This is a genomic window from Nocardiopsis sp. NPDC050513 (assembly GCF_044457925.1).
GTDB lineage: Bacteria > Actinomycetota > Actinomycetes > Streptosporangiales > Streptosporangiaceae > Nocardiopsis.
Map to the genome: position 1 here is coordinate 174,296 of NZ_JBITHK010000003.1, position 15,956 is coordinate 190,251.

General features: G+C 72.4%; 14 protein-coding genes. 10 read left to right on the forward strand and 4 right to left on the reverse strand.

Going from position 1 to position 15,956, the window contains the following annotated elements:
- Positions 1–48 precede the first annotated feature (48 nt).
- The 4 genes from ACIBFB_RS05995 (at position 49) to ACIBFB_RS06010 (ending at position 4,400) form a co-directional block, all read left to right on the forward strand.
- The gene (locus ACIBFB_RS05995) at positions 49–2,730 is read left to right on the forward strand and encodes a penicillin acylase family protein (RefSeq protein ID WP_397226756.1); all 2,682 of its coding nucleotides are present in this window, start codon (positions 49–51) and stop codon (positions 2,728–2,730) included.
- 116 nt (positions 2,731–2,846) lie between these two features.
- Positions 2,847–3,431, forward strand: coding sequence for a TetR/AcrR family transcriptional regulator (locus tag ACIBFB_RS06000; RefSeq protein ID WP_397226758.1), 585 nt, complete (start codon positions 2,847–2,849; stop codon positions 3,429–3,431).
- 69 nt (positions 3,432–3,500) lie between these two features.
- Positions 3,501–3,788, forward strand: coding sequence for a YciI family protein (locus ACIBFB_RS06005; protein ID WP_397226760.1), 288 nt, complete (start codon positions 3,501–3,503; stop codon positions 3,786–3,788).
- Between the two features lie 6 nt (positions 3,789–3,794).
- The gene (locus ACIBFB_RS06010; protein WP_397226762.1) at positions 3,795–4,400 is read left to right on the forward strand and encodes a DNA-3-methyladenine glycosylase I; all 606 of its coding nucleotides are present in this window, start codon (positions 3,795–3,797) and stop codon (positions 4,398–4,400) included.
- 96 nt (positions 4,401–4,496) lie between these two features.
- On the opposite strand, the gene ACIBFB_RS06015 is transcribed toward ACIBFB_RS06010, so the two are convergent.
- Positions 4,497–5,387 carry an oxidoreductase gene (locus ACIBFB_RS06015; RefSeq protein WP_397226764.1) on the reverse strand — a complete coding sequence of 297 codons (891 nt, stop codon included), beginning with the start codon at positions 5,385–5,387 and terminating at the stop codon, positions 4,497–4,499.
- Positions 5,388–5,458: 71 nt separating this feature from the next.
- On the opposite strand from ACIBFB_RS06015, the gene ACIBFB_RS06020 reads away from it, so the two are divergent.
- Together ACIBFB_RS06020 and ACIBFB_RS06025 are read left to right on the forward strand one after the other, a co-directional pair.
- Positions 5,459–6,043, forward strand: a complete 585-nt coding sequence (locus tag ACIBFB_RS06020; RefSeq protein ID WP_397226766.1) for a TetR/AcrR family transcriptional regulator — start codon at positions 5,459–5,461, stop codon at positions 6,041–6,043.
- Positions 6,044–6,196: 153 nt separating this feature from the next.
- Positions 6,197–7,864, forward strand: a complete 1,668-nt coding sequence (locus ACIBFB_RS06025) for a nucleotidyl transferase AbiEii/AbiGii toxin family protein (protein WP_397226768.1) — start codon at positions 6,197–6,199, stop codon at positions 7,862–7,864.
- A 15-nt stretch (positions 7,865–7,879) separates the two neighbouring features.
- On the opposite strand, the gene ACIBFB_RS06030 is transcribed toward ACIBFB_RS06025, so the two are convergent.
- Both ACIBFB_RS06030 and ACIBFB_RS06035 read right to left on the reverse strand, forming a co-directional pair.
- Complete coding sequence (locus tag ACIBFB_RS06030) at positions 7,880–8,476, reverse strand: HD domain-containing protein (protein ID WP_397226770.1); 597 nt, start codon at positions 8,474–8,476, stop codon at positions 7,880–7,882.
- 175 nt (positions 8,477–8,651) lie between these two features.
- Entirely contained in the window at positions 8,652–12,065 is a 3,414-nt protein-coding gene (locus ACIBFB_RS06035; RefSeq protein WP_397226772.1) for a BTAD domain-containing putative transcriptional regulator, read from the reverse strand.
- Between the two features lie 172 nt (positions 12,066–12,237).
- Here ACIBFB_RS06035 and ACIBFB_RS06040 point away from each other — a divergent pair, with 172 nt between their 5' ends.
- The 4 genes from ACIBFB_RS06040 to ACIBFB_RS06055 all read left to right on the forward strand — a co-directional run bounded on the left by ACIBFB_RS06040 (position 12,238) and on the right by ACIBFB_RS06055 (position 15,369).
- Positions 12,238–13,116 carry an alpha/beta fold hydrolase gene (locus ACIBFB_RS06040; protein WP_397226774.1) on the forward strand — a complete coding sequence of 293 codons (879 nt, stop codon included), beginning with the start codon at positions 12,238–12,240 and terminating at the stop codon, positions 13,114–13,116.
- Between the two features lie 126 nt (positions 13,117–13,242).
- Positions 13,243–13,806, forward strand: a complete 564-nt coding sequence (locus tag ACIBFB_RS06045) for a DUF4365 domain-containing protein (RefSeq protein ID WP_397226776.1) — start codon at positions 13,243–13,245, stop codon at positions 13,804–13,806.
- Entirely contained in the window at positions 13,806–15,008 is a 1,203-nt protein-coding gene (locus ACIBFB_RS06050; RefSeq protein WP_397226778.1) for a hypothetical protein, read from the forward strand. Before ACIBFB_RS06045 ends, ACIBFB_RS06050 begins: the two co-directional genes overlap by 1 nt.
- 166 nt (positions 15,009–15,174) lie before the next feature.
- Complete coding sequence (locus ACIBFB_RS06055; protein ID WP_075927192.1) at positions 15,175–15,369, forward strand: DUF1918 domain-containing protein; 195 nt, start codon at positions 15,175–15,177, stop codon at positions 15,367–15,369.
- A 90-nt stretch (positions 15,370–15,459) separates the two neighbouring features.
- Here the strand turns inward: ACIBFB_RS06055 and ACIBFB_RS06060 are convergent, their stop codons facing one another.
- On the reverse strand, positions 15,460–15,954 hold the full coding sequence (locus ACIBFB_RS06060) for an FBP domain-containing protein (RefSeq protein WP_397226781.1): 495 nt from the start codon (positions 15,952–15,954) through the stop codon (positions 15,460–15,462).
- Between the last annotated feature and the right edge of the window lie 2 nt (positions 15,955–15,956).

Sequence of the window (15,956 nt, forward strand, 5' to 3'; positions counted from 1 at the left end):
GGCCCGGAGACCTGGATCACGTGACGCCGGGCACCTTAGTGTGCCGCCATGAGTGTCTTGCGCAGCCGTGTCCTCGTTCGCGTACTTGTGGGTTCCCTCGCCGCCGTCGTGGCACTGGCGCTGATCGGCACGCTTCTGGGGATATGGGCCGTCCGCCGGTCGTTCCCGGAGACCTCCGGCGAACTCGCCCTCCCCGGTCTCGACTCCCCGGTCACCGTTCTGCGCGACGGGTCCGGCGTCGCCCACGTCTACGCCGACACCTCGCACGACCTCTTCATGGCCCAGGGGTTCACCCACGCCCAGGAACGCTTCTGGGAGATGGACTTCCGCCGCCACGTCACCGCCGGGCGGACCGCCGAGCTGTTCGGCCCCGACCAGGTCGAGACCGACGCGTACCTGCGCACGATGGGTTGGCGCCGCGTCGCCGAGCAGGAGTACGACCTGCTCGACGAACGGACGCGCGCCCACCTCGACGCCTACGCCGAGGGTGTCAACGCCTGGATCGAGGAGCACGGGGGCACCGCGGCCAGCCTGGAGCACGGCCTGCTCGCGGTGACCGCCGGCGACTACGCCATCGAGCCCTGGACCCCCGCCGACAGCCTCGCCTGGCTCAAGGCCATGGCCTGGGACCTCGGCGGCAACCTCCGCGAGGAGACCGAGCGCGCCGTCCTCCTCGCGTCCGGCCTCACCCGCGACCAGGTCGACGAGCTCTACCCCGCCTACCCCGTCGACCGGCACGCTCCGATCACCGCGACCGACCAGCACAACGGCGCCGAGGTCGGGACCGAGGCCGACGAACGGCGCGCCCCCGCCGCGGCACCGCAGACGGACTCCCCCGACTCCACCGACCGCGGCGGGACCGGCTCCGAGACCTCCCCGGCCGCGCCCGCCGACCTGCCGGAGGACGCCCTCGCCGCGCTCGACGGCCTCGACCGGATCTCCGCGGCGGTCCCCGGCCTGCTCGGCCCCTCCTCCAGCTCCGACCTGGGCTCCAACTCCTGGGTGGTCTCCGGCGACCACACCGAGTCCGGCATGCCGCTCCTGGCCAACGACCCCCACCTCGGGGCGTCGATGCCCTCCGTCTGGTTCCAGAACGGCCTGCACTGCGCCGAGATCACCGACGCCTGCCCCTACGACGTCACCGGATTCAGCTTCTCCGGCCTCCCCGGCGTCGTCATCGGCCAGAACGAGTCCATCGCCTGGGGCCTGACCAACCTCAACCCCGACGTCATGGACCTCTTCGTCGAGCGGATCGACGGCGACCACCACGTCGTGGACGGCGAGCGGGTCCCCCTGGAGGTCGTCGAGGAGACGATCGCGGTCGCCGGGGGCGAGGACGTCGACATCACCATCCGGCTGACCGGGCACGGCCCCCTGCTCTCCGACGCCGTGGCGGGCCGGCACCTGACCCCCCTCACCGAGAACCCGGGCATCACGGAGGACTCGGCGCGGGACGACGAGGAGGGCACGGACGCCGGGGAGGCGGACTCCACCGGTTCCCCCGACGACGCGGACGGCTACGAGTACGGCGTCGCCCTCCAGTGGACCGCCCTGGAGCCGGGCACCACCGCCGAGTCCGTCTTCGCCCTCAACCGCGCCCGCGACTGGGCCGACTTCCGCGACGCCGCCAGCCGTTTCGACGTCCCCGCGCAGAACCTCGTCTACGCCGACGCCGAGGGCAACATCGGCTACCAGGCGCCCGGCCGCGTCCCCGTGCGCGGCCAGGGCGACGGCCGATGGCCCGCCCCCGGCTGGGACTCCTCCTACGACTGGGGGGACTACCTGCCCTTCGACGAACTGCCCAGCGTGTACAACCCCGGCTCCGGGGTGATCGTCACCGCCAACCAGTCCCTCGTCGACGCCGAGTACCCCCACCACCTGACCGGCGACTGGGACTACGGCTACCGGAGCCAGCGGATCAACGACCTGATCGACCAGGCGATCACCGAAGGCCCGGTGACCTCGGAGGACATGTCCGAGATCCACATGGACTCCTACCACGCGGCCGCCGCCGAGGCGCTCCCGTACCTGCTGGAGGCGGAGGTCGACGGCGTCACCGCCGAGGCACGGGACCAGCTCCGCGACTGGGACGGCTACACCGATCCCGACTCCTCGGGAGCCGCGTTCTACCAGGCGTTCTGGCGCCACCTCCTGCCGCTGCTGTTCGACGAGCTGGGCGACGTGCCCATGAGCGGCAGCTCGCGCGGCATGTACGTGGTCAACGGGCTCCTCGCCGACCCCGGGTCCCCCTGGTGGGAGGGCGAGACCGCCAGCGGGCGCGACGAGGTCCTGGTCGCCGCGATGGACGCCGCAGCCGAGGAGCTGACCGAGCGTCTGGGCGAGGACCCGGCCGACTGGCGCTGGGGCGACCTGCACACCCTGACCGCGACCAACCAGTCCTTCGGCGCCTCGGGCATCGGCGCGGTCGAGTGGCTGCTCAACCGGGGACCGGTGGAGAGTTCGGGCGGGTCCAGCATCGTCAACGCCACCGGCTGGGAGCCGGCGAACGGCTACGAGATCTCCGCCGTGCCGTCCATGCGGATGGTCGTGGACCTCGCCGACCGGGACGCCTCCACCTGGATCCATCTCACCGGCAACTCGGGGCACGCCTTCCACCCCAACTACGACGACCAGATGGAGGCGTGGGCGACGGGCGGGACGCTGCCGTTCAGGGTCTCCCGCGCGGCGGTGGAGGAGGCCGCCGTCGACGAGCTGACCCTCGTTCCCTAGAGGCGCCGTCGTCAGGGGCTGGGGCCCGCCTTGCCAGATGAGGACGCTTGTCCTAAGGTGGGAACCGTTCCTAGGACGCTCGTCCTAGGAACGGTCACCGAGTGTGGGGGGCAGTCGTGGGCACACGCGACCGGATCGTCGACGCGGCCAACCGCCTGTTCTACGAGCAGGGCTTCGAGCCGACGTCGTTCGCGACGATCGCGGAGGCCGTGGGCATCTCCCGCGGCAACTTCTACTACCACTTCAAGACCAAGGACGACATCCTCGACGCGGTGATCGAGTCCCGGTTGGCGAGCACCCGAGAGATGCTCGCCGAGTGGGCGGACGGCTCGGCGGACCCGCGCGAACGCGTGCGGCGCTTCGTCGAGATCGTCATCGTCAACCGCGCCGACATCGAGAACTACGGATGCCCGGTCGGGACGCTGACGAACGAGCTGGCCAAGCTCGACCATCCCTCCCGCGCGCACGCCGTCGGCGTCTTCGCGCTGTTCCGCACCTGGCTGCGCGAGCAGTTCGAGGAACTCGGGTTCGACGCGGAGTCCGACGAGCTCGCGATGCGGGTCCTGGCGTTCAGCCAGGGGGTCGCCACGCTCTCGAACGCCTTCCACGACGGCGACTTCGTCGACCGCGAGGTCGACCGGGTCAACCTGTGGCTGACCGAAGTACTGGCCTCCCGCACCCCCGCCGACAGCGCGGTCTGATCCGCGCCCGTTTCCCTGCCCTCCCCGCTCCCTTCTTCGACCCCATCCCTGATCCCCGAGGAGACTCCCGTGTACATCGCCCTGCTTCGCTTCTCCGCCAACAAGGCCGCGGCCGCCGAACACATGCCGGCGCACCAGGACTGGATCCGCCAAGGCGTGGAGGACGGCGTCTTCGTTCTGGTCGGGACCATCCAGCCGGGACTGGGCGGCACCGTGATCGCGACGGGGACCACTCCGGAGGACCTCGAGGCGCGCGTCGCCAAGGATCCGTTCGTGATCCACGACGTCGTCACGGCCGAGATCCTCCAGATCGCCCCGAACCAGACGGACCCGCGCCTGGCGTTCCTCAAGGACTGACCTCGGATGGGAACGTTCCTCGCCTCCGACGGCGCGCCCCGCTGCGCCTGGGCCGGGTCGGCGCCCGAGTTCCTCGACTACCACGACACGGAGTGGGGTTTCCCGGTCGCCGACGACCGTCGCCTGTTCGAGAAGGTCAGCCTGGAGGGCTTCCAGTCCGGACTCAGCTGGCGCACCATCCTGGCCAAGCGCGAGAACTTCCGGGCCGCGTTCGCCGGGTTCGACTTCCACGCGGTCGCCGACTTCACCGACGGCGATGTGCGGCGCCTGCTCGACGACGCCGGCATCGTCCGGCACCGGGGCAAGATCGAGGCCGTCGTGAACAACGCCCGCCGAGCCGTGGAACTCGAAGCAGAGGCCGGTTCGCTGGCCGCGTACTTCTGGCGCTTCGAACCGGCCCCGGGCGAGGTCGATCCGCCCCAGACCGTGTCGACGTCACCGGCGTCGGTCGCGCTGGCGAAGGACCTGAGGAAGCGCGGCTGGAGGTTCGTCGGGCCGACCACCGCGTTCGCGTTCATGCAGGCCATGGGGCTGGTCAACGACCACGTCACCGACTGCTCGACGCGGGACCCGGTCAGGCGGGCCCGGCGCGCCTTCACACCGCCTCGGTGACGCGTCGGACGGGGCGCCGCACGCGGCCTCCGCACGACGGTCCCACCGCCCCCGCGCGCCTCACCCGCGCGGGGGCGGCCGTGCTCCCGGCACGGCTCAGGCGTGCCGCCCCAGGTCGGGGAAGCCCACCCCCGTGAGCTCCTCCGACACCGTCCACAGCCGTCGCGCGGCGATCGAGTCCCATGCGGCCTCGCTGCGGCTCGACAGACCCGGGGCTCCCCGCAGACCGCCCATCTTCCGCGGTCCGGCGTAGGCCGCGCCGGGCACGTCCTGGGTGGCGGCGTAGATCGTGGGCAGGGCGCCGTTGGCCCCGCTCTGGGCGATCAGCGCGTTGCCCACGGCCATCAGCCCCTTGTACACGGGGTTGGCGGCGTGGCTCTGGAGGTTGGTGGCCGCGTACCCCGGGTGGGCGGCGGTGGCGAGCACCGGCGAGCCCGCCGCCTCCAGCCGGCGCTGCAGCTCCAGCGTGAACAGCAGGTTGGCGAGCTTGGACTGGGCGTAGGCGCGGTTCGGCGTGTAGCCCCGGTCCAGGTTCAGGTCGTCGAAGTCGATGCCGCGCGCCAGCCGGTGCATGCCGGACGACACCGTCACCACCCGGCCGGTGACGTGCGGCAACAGGAGGTTGGTGAGGGCGAAGTGGCCGAGGTGGTTGACCCCGAACTGCGTCTCGAACCCGTCCTCGGTCGTCGACTTCGGGACGGCCATCACGCCCGCGTTGTTGACCAGCAGGTGGATCGGCCCGTCCCACGCCCGCGCGAAGGCGCGCACGGAGTCGAGGTCGGCGAGGTCGAGGCGGCGCACCTCGGCTTCGCCGTCGACCGACGCCGCGGCGGCCTCGCCCCTCTCCTCGTCGCGGACGGCCATCACGACGCGCGCGCCCTTGCGGGCGAGGACGCGCGTGGTCTCCAGGCCCAGTCCGCTGTTGGCTCCGGTGACGACCGCCGTGCGGCCTCGGAGGTCGGGGATCGTGACCGCGTTCGTCTCCATCGCGCCACGGTAGGCGACCCCACTCCAAGTTGTCAATGACAACAATGCTGGCGAAGGCCTATCCTGGACCCATGCCCGACCGCCCTTACCACCACGGCGACCTGCGCTCCGTCCTCCTCGCCAACGCCGAACGCGCCCTCGCCGAACGCGGTCCGGCGTCGCTGTCCCTGCGCGAGCTCGCCCGCGAGGCGGGGGTGAGCCACGCCGCGCCCAGCCGCCACTTCAAGGACAAGCAGGCCCTGCTCGACGCCCTGGCGCTCTCCGGGTTCGCACGGCTCACCGAACGCCTGGAGCGCGCGGTGGAGGCCGAGGACGACATTCGCGCGTGTCTGCTCGGGCTGGCCAGGACCTACGTCGCCTTCGCGATCGAGCACGCCGCCCTGCTCGACCTCATGTCCACGCGCAAGCACGACCCCGACGTCTCCGAACAGCTCCTGGCGGAGATCACCCGCATGCTCGACACGGTCGTGCGCCCCATCCGCGAGGGCCAGGCGGCCGGGGAGCTCGCCGGAGGCGACCCGTACGCCGTCGCGATGACCGTGGCGGCCACCCTGCACGGCTTCGTGTCGTTCAAGGCCAACGCCGCCCCCGCCGACATCGAGGCGCACCTCGCCGAGGTGGTCGGGGTCCTGTACGAGGGGCTCGCCCCGCGCTGAGCCGGGCCGCGCCGACGGGGACCGCGCCGACACCGTCCCGCACCGCGGTGGGCCGCTCCGACACCGGCCCGCGATGGACCGCGCCGAGACGAACCGCGCCGACCATGGGCGCGTCCCAAAGGCGCGGAGCACCCCCGGACGAGGAAGGCACCCATGGAGTTCCCCGGCGACTTCGAGACCCACCTGACCCTCGACGCGCACACCCCCGAACGCGTCGAGGAGGCGGCCGCGTGGGCGCGGGACAACGGGCTGAAGTTCACCCACATCGAACTCGACCGAGGCGCCTCCGCCTCCCAGCCCATGGTCACCTACCACGGCCACGGCACGCTCAGCGGGGAGCTCGCCGTCGCCGAGCGGTGGACCGCGCGTCTGGCGGAGGCGGGGTTCGAGGTGACCCGCACCAAGATCGAGGCCTCCCCGCTCAACGTCGACGTCCCCAGAACCCGGGAGGAGGCGCTGGCCCTCCCGCCCCACTGTTACTTCGAGCACCACATCAAACTGCTGCTCGCCCCGGACACGGACCTCGACGCGCTCTCCCGGCTCGTCGAACCGCACCTCGCGAGGCTCTCGCGCAACGCCCGCCGGGTGCGTGAGGACGGCTGCCAGGAGCGGTTCGTCACCCAGCGCTGCTCTCGGGTGGGCGTCCCGACAGCCGTGACCCTCCTGGACCGGTTGGAGGAGGCGCTGAGGGGCGAGGGTCTGGAATGGGCCTACCGCTCCCCGCGCGATCGGCGGGCGCCCGTCCCCGGGATGGTCGACCTCGAACGCGAGTTCGTCGTGTACGACAGCGCGCTCGACCTGGACGCCGGGTGGATGGACGCCGCACCGGTCGCCGCCGAGCCCGAGCCGCCCGCACGGCTGTCGTGGTGGTCGTCACCGCAGCGGCGCTACCCCGCCACCTACCTCCCGAACACCGCCGGACCGCGCGTCAGCCAGGAGAAGGTGTTCGACCCCGCCCTCAAGCAATTCCACAACGCCTACCGGCCGGGCGAACCCGTCTTCGACTCCCCCGAGGGCGCGGAGTCCTGGTGGTTCCACCAGGGCTTCGCCATGGAGCACACGGTGAACGCGATCGCGAGTACGCCCCACTGGAACCGCCACCTGGTCCTGCGCGGCGGCGTGCTCATGCCCCAGTGGGTCGGCGAGGCCGCTCGGCGCCCCCGTGACCTGGACTTCGTGGTCGTGCCGCCGGACATGGAGCCGACCGGGGACGACGCGGCCCGACTGATCGAGGCCATGGTGGACGAGATCTGCGGCGCCGTCCCGAACCTGCCCGGCACATACTTCGACTCCGGGGGTGTTCGGATCGAGAGCATCTGGACCTACGAGCGCGCGGAAGGCCGTCGCGTCGTCGTTCCCTGGTCACACGGTCCTCAGAAGGACCCGAACCCGCTGCGCGGCACCGTGCAGATCGACCTGGTCTTCCGCGAGCCGCTACCCGAAGCCCCGGTGCGGACACTGATCGGCGGTGAGGAGATCCTCGCGGCCAGCCCGGAGCTGTCGCTGGCGTGGAAGGTCCTGTGGCTGTACACGGACACCTATCCCCAGGGCAAGGACCTGTACGACGCCGTGCTCCTGGCCGAGAACTCGTCCCTGTCTCGCGACCTGCTGATGAGGGTCCTGGGACCGGTGATGGAGGAGGAGTTGGCCGTGAACGCCGAGGAGGTGGACGAGCGGTACCTGCGGGAGGAGACGCTCGGGCCGAACCTCGAAGGGGGGTGGGAGCACTTCCGGCAGGAGTGCCCGTGGGTCGGGGGCGGGGCCGAGGAGTGGCTGACCCGCTTCGAGACCGCCCTGGCCCCGGTGTTCAGGAAGGGCTGAGCCCGAGCGCCCCGGTCAGCGGTCCCCAAGGTCCGCCCACCGGCGTTCCCACGCCGCGTACAGCTCCGCGAAGTACGGATGGCGCCCGGCGATCGGCGGGAAGACGTCCAGCGTCTCCCGTCGGTAGGCGACCCACCTGACCGGGTCGGGGTGGGGGCGCTGGACGTTGCTGTACCGGTCCGCGAGCTTGACGACCACCGCGCGCTCCGGTGCCCCGCCGACGCCGAACCGTTCCAGATACGCCGCACGTACCGCTCGCCGGTCGGTCGCGGGAGCCGACGGCTTGGTGAGCCAGTCCACCAGGGTCGCCACCTCCTCACCGAACCGATCGCGCACCTCCGCGACGGTCACGGCGGTGTCCTCCACGGTGTCGTGCAGCAGCGCCGCCGCCAGCGTCGGGTCATCGGTCTCCCCGGCGTCCGCCAGGATCAGCGCCGCCTCGGACAGGTGCACGGTGTAGGGCGCTCCCCCGGGGCGGATCTGCCCGTCGTGGGCCGTCTCGGCGAACCGCCACACGGGTTCCAGGCGGTCGAGCGCGTCGGCGGCCACGCCCGAACGCCGAAGGGCGTCGCGTGTACCGGTCCAGGTCGCGTGTCCGGTGAACTCCTTCATGTGTTCCCCTTCGGGTCGGTGCGCCCGTTCCGGCGCGGCGGTGCCGAGGACGTCAGGCATCCATCGTGGCCGACGGCCACGGGTGATCGGCGGGTTCCGAACGCGGACGGCCCGGTCTCCCGTCTGGCTCCGGAGCCGTGGCTGACCCGGTTCGAGACCGCCCTGGCCCCGGTGGTCAGGAAGGGCTGAGCCCGAGCGCCCGGCGCGCGGCCCTCACCCAGTGCGGGGCGGCCGCACGCTGGGCGATCGCGAGCGCCCGCCTCCGGTGCGCCTCCGCTTCCTCCGGCCTGCCCAGTGCCTCGGCCAGGTCCCCCAGGTACGCCGCCACGGGACCGAGCGTCAGCAGCCCGCTCTGCGCTCCCGCGAGTTCCCCCGCCGCGGGGAGCAGGCGCCCGTACGAGCGCTCCATGGCCGTGCGGTCGCCCGTCCTGAGGGCGACCAGCGCCGCGAGGGCTTCGCGTGCCTCGAACAGCAGGTCCGGCGGCGAGTCCGTCGCGAGCGCCTCTGCCGCCGCCGCGCGTTCACCCTTCCGCGCCAGGTCGAGCGCCCGCGCCCAGGACTCGAAGGGCCCGAAACCGCCCAGGTCCGTCCCGCCGCGGCAGTCCGCCCGCCACACGCCGCGGGAGCCACGCCCACCGGACCCGTCGGCGTCGCCGCCCCCACCGCTCTGGACCCGCAGGCACAGCAGGGCGAACGGCATCAGCCCCCGTTCCATCCCCCGCATGCCGCTCCGCCGCAGCCCCACCGACGCCGCCCGGCAGGCGGCCTCCGCCTCCTCCGTCCGCCCGGCCACGGCGAGGCGCAGCGCCGCGTACCACTCGGTGAACACACCCGCGAGCGGGATCCCGTGCTCCTCCGCCAACCGGTCCACGGCGGCCGCGTGCCCGTCGGCGGCGGCGAAGTCCGCGCGTGCGGCACACGCCTGGAGCAGGATCAGGTGCCCGAGCACCTCGAACCCCGCCAGGGAGTGCCGCCGCGACAGGTCGACCAGCTCCGCGCCCAGCTCGGCGCGCTCGCCGGCCGATCCCGCCCGCTCGAAGGCGTGCATGAAGCGCGCGTTGAGGGCGAACGCGAGCAGCGCCGGATCGTCCAGTTCGCGCGCGATGGCCTCCGCCTCCCGTGCCGCGGCCCGGCCCCGCCCGCTCGGGACGCCCCGCAGTTCCATCGCGAGCGTGGCGAGCAGTCGGCACCGCTCGGCCCGACGGCCCTCCGGGAGGCGCACGAGCACCCGCTCGACCGCCGCCACCACCCGCCGGGACAGGGATGCGTCGTCGTTGGCCGTCCAGATCGCGGGCACGTCGAACGCCCCGAGCACGGCGGCGGTCTGGAGCGGGTCGCCCAGCTCCTCCGCCATCGCGACGGCCTCGCCCCGGTACCGGCGGGCGCTCTCCAGTCCACCCGTGAACGCGAGCGCGCGGACCAGTCCCATGACCAGGTCCAACCGCTCCCGGACGGTGCCCCCGCCCACGCGGTCGTACGCCGCCAGGGCCTCGTGCCACACCCTCGCGGCCTCGTGCGGAGCGAAGGCGCGTTCGGCCCGTTCGGCGGCGGCACGCGCGTACCGCACGGCCTTGTCCGCCGTGTCCCCGGTCCCGGCCCGCACGTAGTGGTGGGCGAGAGCGGCGACGTCGTGCGGGCGCAGCCGTTCGACGGCCTCGGCGATCCGCGCGTGCAGGCGGGCCCGGCGGACACCGGCCGTCTCGTCCCGAAGCGCGTCCCGCACCAGGTCGTGCGCGAACCGCACGCGCGCCGGTCCGTCGTCGACCATCAGCCCCTCGCGCTGCGCCGACTCCACCGCGTTCAGCGCCTCGTCCTCCCCCGCCAGGGCGGACAGGACGTCGAGGTCGACCTCGCGGCCGACCACCGCGGCCTGACGCAGCACCTCCTGGTCGGCCTCCGGCAGCCGAGCCGTCCGAAGGCGGATCACGTGCCGGACCCCGGCCGGAATCGACTCCAGCACGCCGATCCCCTCGTCGCGGAGCAGTCGCGCGAGTTCCCCGACGTAGAAGGGGTTGCCGCCGGTGCGCCGGCGGACGACGCGCACGACGTCGGCGTCCACCCGACCGCCCACGGTCTCCCCGACCAACTCCCTGACCGCCGCCGTGTCGAGTCCGCGCAGGTAGACGCGGGTCGGTTCGGCTCTGGCGAGTCGTCCCAGCGCCTCGGCCAGCGGCGCGCCGATCTCGTTGGCGCGGTAGGCGGCCACGACGACCACGGGAGCCGTGATCCCCTCGCCCGCCAGCGAGGTCAGGAGGGCGAGCGTCTCCTCCCCCGCCCACTGGAGATCGTCGAGCACGATGAGCAGCGGCGCGGCGCGCGCGACGTCCGCGAGATGGTCGGCGGCGGCGCGGTGGGCGCGGAAGCGGCGGGCGGCCATCGCCTCGGGCGGCACCGGGTCCGTGTCCGGAAGGGACGGAGAGGCCTCGGGGGGCGTGGGATGCCCGGCCTTCGCCAAGAGGGCGAACACCTGGGTCCACGGCCAGTGGCCGGGCGCGCCCTCCTGTTCGGGGCCGCGGCCCCAGGCCACCGTCCATCCGCGTTCCGCCAGACGCGCGGCGGTCGCCTCGGCCAGGGTCGTCTTGCCCTCGCCGGGGTCGCCGGAGACCAACGCGAGGCCGAACACGCCCCGTGCGGCCGCCCTCTCGGCCGCCGCGGTCAGGCGCTCCAGTTCGGCCTCCCGACCGACGAACGATCGCTCCCGCCCGGTGGCCGGGACGGTCCGCCCGCCCGGAACCCCCGGCCCGTCCGTCCGCCCGGCCGGTCGGGGTCCCACGGCGGAGGGTCCCACCGTGCTGGACCCGACCCGTCGCGTCCCGGCACGGCGGGGTCCCTCCAGGTGCGGGGCCTGCGCGAGGACGTCGGTCTCCAGGCGCCGCAGATCCGGGCCCGGGTCCACCCCCAACTCCTCCGCCAGCACCGCGCGTGCCCTCCGCAGCGTCGCCAGCGCGTCCCCCTGGCGGCCGGACCGGTACAGGGCGAGCGTGAGGAGCCGCCACGTCTCCTCACGCCAGGGGTGCCCCATGGCCCGCGCCTCCAGGTCGGGCACGGCCTCGGCCGCCCGACCGAGCGCCAGCAGCGTCCGCGCCAGCACGTCCTCGGCGATCAGCCGCAGCTCACCGAGGCGGGCGGCGTCGGCGCGCGCCCAGTCGGCGTCGGCGAACCCGGCGTAGGCGGGCCCGCGCCACAGGTTGAGGGACGCGTCGATCCGGACCAGCGCCGCCGTCTCGTCACCGGCCTCCAGCAGGTGTTCGGACGCGGCGAGCCCGGTCTCGAACCGCCCGGCGTCGACCGACTCCGGTGGTGTGCGCAGCGCGTACCCCGGGCCGACCGTGACCAGCAGGCGGGCGGGAGCGCGCGGCGGCCGGTCGGGTTCCAGTGCCCGGCGCAGCTCACCGACGAACGTCCGGATCGCGCCGACCGCGCCGCCGGGTGGGTCGTCCCACAGGTCGTCGACGAGCCGCTCGACCGGCACCACCCGCCCCCGGGCGACCAGGAGCCTGCCCAGCACCGCCCGATGGCGCGCCCCCTTGAGCCTGACCGGCCCGTGCCCGTCGGCGGCCTCGATCGGCCCCAGCACCCCGAACGTCACCGACGACACGATCCCCCCGCCCCTGTTCGCCGCCCACGCCCAACCTAACCCCGTGCGGGCCGCGTCCGCGGCGGCGCTCATCCGGCGCTGACCGGCCGCTGATCCGCGCCGCGCACGCTCGTGGCACGCCGCCCCGACCGGAGCGGCGCCGAGCCGACGACGAGGAGACCCGATGGAACCGAGGATCAGCGGATTCGACTACCAGCGCGTGCCCGTGGCCGAGGGGGTCGCGCTGAACGCCGCCGTGGGCGGGTCGGGCAGCCCGATCGTCCTGCTGCACGGGTTCCCGCAGACCCACCTGATGTGGCGGCACGTCGCCGCCGATCTGGCGGCCGACCACACCGTGATCTGCCCCGACCTGCGCGGTTACGGGGACAGCGACAAGCCCGAGGACACCGACGGGAACGCCTATGCCAAGCGCGCGATGGCGGCCGACGTCGTCGCCCTCGCCCGCGCCCTCGGGCACGAGCGGTTCGCGCTGGCGGGCCACGACCGGGGCGCCCTCGTGGCGTTCCGCGCGGGGCTCGACCATCCGGAGGCGGTCACCCGCCTGGCGTCGCTGGACGTCCTGCCGACGCTGGACATGTGGGAGGTCATGCACGGTGTGTCGGCCGCCGTGGGGTTCCACCTGTATCTGATGGCGCAACCGCCCGGCCTGCCTGAGGCGATGATCTCGGCGGGCGCGGACGCGTTCTTCGGCCACTTCCTGGACGCCTGGTCGAACGCGCCGGAGGCGATCCCGGAGGACGTCCGCGCCGCCTACCTGCGGGCGTGCCGTGCGGCGGTGCCGTCGATCGTCGCCGACTACCGCGCCTCGGCCACCGTGGACGTCCGGCACGACGAGCAGGACCGCGCCACGGGGAACCGGCTCGGCATGCCGGTGACGGTGCTCCAGCAGGACTGGGGCGCGGCCCTGGGCTTCGACGCCGCCGCCCGGTGGCGTGCCTGGGCCGACGACCTGCGGCACGTCACGGTCGCGTGCGGCCACTTCATGGCGGAGGAGGCCCCGGCCGAGGTGGTGGGAGAGCTGCGTGCGCTCATGGCCCGCTGAGCCGTCCCGCACCGCCGTCTCCGGGCGGCGCGGTCACGGACGTCCGTGACCGCGCCAGCCCGTCCCCACCCGACCGGTGGACTCGCTAGAGTGGCCCGAAACATCGCAGACTTCGCTGGGAGACGGATGGCCGCGGTCGCTGGCGACAGTGCCTTCGGGGACGATGCCCCCATCGACGGTCAGCTGCCCATGAACGCCCGGCAGGAGCATTTCAGCCTCGCCTTCACCCGCATGGTCGCGTACGCGGCCGGATGCTCCATCAAGTCGCACGAGACCGACTACGACGGCGTCGACATCACGATCGCGTCTTCCGCCGAGTACCTGCGTTGCTTCGGCCCCCAGTTCGAGCTGCAGCTCAAGTGCACCGCCCAGAGCCGGTACCTCAGCGATGACCACATGGCGTGGCCGATGAAGGCGGACCCGTTCCGCAAGCTCACCAGGACCGACCGCTTCATCCCCGCCTACCTCGGCGTCCTCCTCATTCCAGCGGCCCCGGAACCGTGGCTCGCGGTCGATGAGGCAGGCCTGCACACGAACAGCAGGATGTACTGGCAGGCCGCGTCCGAACTCGCGACCGTTGAGGAGATCGGCGGAACCAGGACGGTCCACCTGCCCCGCAGTAACCTGTTTACCCCAGACCAGCTTCTGGGCATCATGAAGAGGCTCGGCGAGCAGGAGGGAGGCTTCTGATGACCCCCACCACGCTCGACCCCATCGGCGAGGCAGCCGACTTCCTCACGCCACGGGACGTGTCCCGTTTCCTGGCGGCACACGGGTGGGAACTGGAAAGCAGGCGACCCGGCGTACGAGAAATCTGGCGGCTGGAAGACTCGCCTGACCACGGGTCGGCCCGCGTCATGCTCCCGCTGGCCACCGAGTACGCGGACTTCCGCGCGCGTTTCAGAGATATAATCGACTCCCTCTGCCATGTGTACGGGATTGATGCCTCCGAACTTCAGGAGCGTATAAGTTCAACGAACTCCGATCTCTTCTTCGCACGCATCAACCAACCCATGGCGGGCAACTCCCTTCCCTTCCGGCAAGCCGGCAGGACTGTCGAATCCCTCTTCAGAATGTTCAAGGCAGCCGCCACGACGGCAGCCGATCCTCACCATTCTCACCAAGGGCGGCGTCCAGCCGTGGTCGCGGACTTCCTCGACGATCACATCAGGCTCGGACAAACTCGCCAGGGCAGCTATGTCTTCACCGTTTCGGTCAGCCACGAAGGCGCACGGACCGATGGCGGCGGGTGGGGCGACACCGCGTCACAGACGTTTTCACGCCATGTCATGACGACGCTCGCCCAAGGCTTGGAATCCACGAGGCGCCTCGCCGCGCAGTGGGACGAACGCGTACTCGAAGCACCATGGGAGTTCGGACTGAGCTCCGCCCTGGTGGAATCCATCGAGGAGATGACCCATCCGGAGCGCCTCCGTTCTCTGGACCTTTATTTTGAGTGGGCGAACTCGGGACCTCCGGAGAATGTCAGAACATCGTGTATCGTGTTCGACCGAGACGTCATCGCCGAACTTCCACGAATTCGCGAGCGTCTTGTCCGCCGCGAGGAGCCCGCACGGAAAGTGACACTCGTCGGGATAGTGAAAAGTCTGGCCCGTGAGGAGACCCCACCGGGCGATCATGACACGGCGAGCGCGACGCTCCTCACCGAAGTGGGCGGCAAGCAGCGCAGTGTGCACGTCCTTCTGCATGGCGAGGACCACCGATGGGCGATCTTGGCCTACCAGCGGAGGCTTCCTCTCGTCGTCACTGGATACCTCTCCTACGAGCGACGCGCCTGGCGCCTTTCCGGGCCCATCGACGTGGATACCGCCTTTCTCCGTCACTTCTCCCAGGAACAGCCGTCTCCGGACGATGACCGTGAGGGCTCCTGACCGCCCTCCGATCACGACCGGCGGCGCCCGGCGGGGGGCCGCACGCCTCGTCGACCGACGTTCCGCACGCCGGTTCAGGTGATCATCGAACGGGGTAGACCCCGGTTACGGGCGGTGATCGCGGGCGGTGGACGCGCCGCGGCGGCCGATGTCGATCGGGGGCGACATGCAGGCGAGGATCGGCGACTACGTGCATACGCACGGTGTCACCAGCAGTGACGGTCAGCACAGCGGCAGGATCGTGGACGTGCGCGGCGCCAACAACGGCCCGCCGTACGTCGTGCGTTTCCCGGACGGCGAGGAACGGCTGATCTACCCGGGGCCGAACACCATCGTGGAGCCCCGCTTCCCGAGCGACTGACGCCGGGACCCGGGCCCTTCCGGACACGTCGGGGGCCGGTGGGCACGACGCCCACCGGCCCCCGTCACGTGCGCGGGACGTCCGCGCCGCTCAGGAGCGCAGCCGTTCCAGGAAGCCCCCGAGGTTCTCCTGGGCCCGCGCCACCTGTTCCTCGACGCTGAGCGACTCCTTGAGCCGGCTTCCTCCGGGGGCGGGCTCCCGCAGCCCGCGGATGTACAGCGAACAGCCGAAGTCCGCGCACATGCGCAGCCCGACCGAGTTCCCCTCCCGGCCCGCCCTGCCCGCCTTGGGCGCCGACATCAGCGTCACCCCCTCGCCCCGGTGGGTGGTCAGGCAGAGGGAGCACAGGCTCGCGCGGAACCCGTCGCGTGTGGGGACCAGCCGCATCGCGACCCCCACCGGCCCCTCCTCGCGTTCGACGACCAGGTAGGCCCGCTCGTGCGCGGTGTGGTCGCGCCAACCGAGGAAGTCCAGGTCCTCCCAGGGCCGCTCCGCGAGGTCCCGGGGCAGGGCCAGGCGCTGGGCCTCCCCCTTCGAACAGTTGACGAACGATGCGCGGATGTCCCGCTCGGTCAGGGCCTTCATGT

What these genes read in the sequence shown, in the direction of transcription:
- ACIBFB_RS05995 (WP_397226756.1), top strand. Translation starts at nt 49, where the DNA reads ATGAGTGTCTTGCGCAGCCGTGTCCTCGTTCGCGTACTTGTGGGTTCC.
- ACIBFB_RS06010 (WP_397226762.1), top strand. Translation starts at nt 3,795, where the DNA reads ATGGGAACGTTCCTCGCCTCCGACGGCGCGCCCCGCTGCGCCTGGGCC.
- ACIBFB_RS06015 (WP_397226764.1), bottom strand. Translation starts at nt 5,387, where the DNA reads ATGGAGACGAACGCGGTCACGATCCCCGACCTCCGAGGCCGCACGGCG.
- ACIBFB_RS06020 (WP_397226766.1), top strand. Translation starts at nt 5,459, where the DNA reads ATGCCCGACCGCCCTTACCACCACGGCGACCTGCGCTCCGTCCTCCTC.
- ACIBFB_RS06025 (WP_397226768.1), top strand. Translation starts at nt 6,197, where the DNA reads ATGGAGTTCCCCGGCGACTTCGAGACCCACCTGACCCTCGACGCGCAC.
- ACIBFB_RS06030 (WP_397226770.1), bottom strand. Translation starts at nt 8,476, where the DNA reads ATGAAGGAGTTCACCGGACACGCGACCTGGACCGGTACACGCGACGCC.
- ACIBFB_RS06040 (WP_397226774.1), top strand. Translation starts at nt 12,238, where the DNA reads ATGGAACCGAGGATCAGCGGATTCGACTACCAGCGCGTGCCCGTGGCC.
- ACIBFB_RS06045 (WP_397226776.1), top strand. Translation starts at nt 13,243, where the DNA reads ATGGCCGCGGTCGCTGGCGACAGTGCCTTCGGGGACGATGCCCCCATC.
- ACIBFB_RS06050 (WP_397226778.1), top strand. Translation starts at nt 13,806, where the DNA reads ATGACCCCCACCACGCTCGACCCCATCGGCGAGGCAGCCGACTTCCTC.
- ACIBFB_RS06055 (WP_075927192.1), top strand. Translation starts at nt 15,175, where the DNA reads ATGCAGGCGAGGATCGGCGACTACGTGCATACGCACGGTGTCACCAGC.
- ACIBFB_RS06060 (WP_397226781.1), bottom strand. Translation starts at nt 15,954, where the DNA reads ATGAAGGCCCTGACCGAGCGGGACATCCGCGCATCGTTCGTCAACTGT.